Annotated in this window: 3 protein-coding genes; all 3 read right to left on the bottom strand. The window is 55.9% G+C overall.

The window, feature by feature from the left end; all coding sequences use genetic code 11:
• Positions 1–95: 95 nt before the first annotated feature.
• A complete protein-coding gene (locus tag lacNas_RS10750; protein WP_201346851.1) occupies positions 96–749 on the bottom strand; it encodes an NAD(P)H-binding protein in 654 nt (217 codons plus the stop codon).
• A 96-nt stretch (positions 750–845) separates the two neighbouring features.
• Entirely contained in the window at positions 846–1,304 is a 459-nt protein-coding gene (locus lacNas_RS10755) for a low molecular weight protein-tyrosine-phosphatase (RefSeq protein ID WP_201346852.1), read from the bottom strand.
• Positions 1,305–1,389: 85 nt separating this feature from the next.
• Positions 1,390–1,716 (bottom strand): diguanylate cyclase domain-containing protein (locus tag lacNas_RS10760; protein WP_201346853.1); only part of this gene is annotated, 327 nt, incomplete at its 5' end.

A 1,716-nucleotide genomic window follows, 5' to 3' on the forward strand; every position in this document is an offset into this window, starting at 1 on the left:
TCGGCCGCCGGCTGCCAAAGGGCGCCAAAGTCAGCCGCTAATTTCAGACAAAAAAAGACCTGCACCTTGCGTGCAGGTCTTTTAATTTGCCCTTGCTAATAAACCGGCCGATCGTAGCCAGCCGTTTCCGGCTGCGAGATGCCGACGCTGGCCCGGGAATAGCGGCCAGGCTCAGCCATGATCTTCAAGACCAGGTCAGCCACGCTGGCCCGGGAAACGGACGTGCCGACGAATTCGTCATAACGGCCGGTCAGCGCGTACTTGACGTCTGGCCAGTCGGTCAAAGCCGGCATTCTGATCAAGGTGTAGTCCAGGTCAGCTTCTTCCAGCCGGTGGGCTGCCTCCCGCGCCGGCAAAAAGCGGCCTGAGCCGACCCATTCGTCGACCCAGGTGCCGAATTCGCCGGGAATTTCATAGTACAGGCCGGCCAGGCTCAACTCGATCACCCGGTCAAAGCCGTTTTCCCGGGCAGCCTTGACCAGGTTGCGGCTGATCACCGTAAACTTCTTGTCGTCGACCTTGCCCAAAAAGACCAGGTCAGCATCCTTGGTTACTTCCAGGATTTTTTCCAGGTCGGTCGCCGGACCAGTCACCAGTTCTGCCCGGTCTGCCGGCAAATCCGGCAGCAGTTCCGGCCGCTGGGTCAGCAGGGTCAGCTGCACGTCCGCGAATTTCGGATCGGTCAGCAGCTGCTTGATTACCAGACGGGAAATCTGCCCGGTCGGGTGCAAGATTACATACTTTTTCATAAACAAATCCTTACTATTGCCCTTGACAATTAAAAAATTTCTTACAACTTACACCATTAATTGTACTCGTTTCAAGCGCTTTCGCAAACCGCCCGCTTACAGCTGCTCAATCAAGGCCTGGCAGCCGCGGCTGATTTCATCGAAAGCCAGGGCAAAGTCATTGCTGTACCAAGGATCGTCGATGTCATCGTAGCTGCCGGCAAATTGCAGCAGCTTGTATTCTTTATGGTCAGGGTCGCCGCCGCAGATCTGGTTCATGGCCAGGAAGTTCTCGCTGTCCATGGCGATCAGGTAGTCGTAGCGGTCATAATCCTCTCGCTTAAGCAGAGTCGCCTGGTGCTGGCCAAACGGGACTCCCCGCCGGGTCAGCTCTCTTTGGGCCCGCGGGTCCATCGGGTTGCCGATACCGCCGGAAATTTCATCAGCAGTGACGGCCGCGGAGGCAACCTCGACCCGGTCGGCCATTCCCCGCTGCTCGAGCAGCTGCTTCATGATAAATTCAGCCATTGGCGACCGGCAAATATTGCCGTGACACAAAAACAAAATTCTCTGCATTTTTTGCCTCTTTCCTAAAGTGTAGAAAATATTATACCATGTTCATTTTTTGAAGAAAAAAGAGACGCATCCTGGCGTCTCTTTGTTATTCTTTGCCCAAACTAGCGTAATATTCCGTCTTTCGGTCGCTCAGCTCCTGGTCCAGCTGCTTGGCGGCATCAAAGATGTGGCGCGGATAGTCGCAGACTTTCCCTGTCCACAGCAGTTTGACCAGCTTCTCGCCGGCCTGCCGCTTCTCCAGTTCAGCCTGCCGCTTTTCCAGCTCGGCTTCGCTGGCCTCAGGCAGGACTGCCACGAACTCTTCCCCACTGATCCGGTAGAGCTGGCGGCTGTCAAAGCTGACGCTCAGCCAGTCGGCCGTCTGCTGCAAGAGCAGGTTGCCTTCCTGCGGACCATGATCGGCGTTGTAGTC

This window comes from Lactobacillus nasalidis, from assembly GCF_016587775.1.
GTDB classification, from domain to species: Bacteria; Bacillota; Bacilli; order Lactobacillales; family Lactobacillaceae; genus Lactobacillus; species Lactobacillus nasalidis.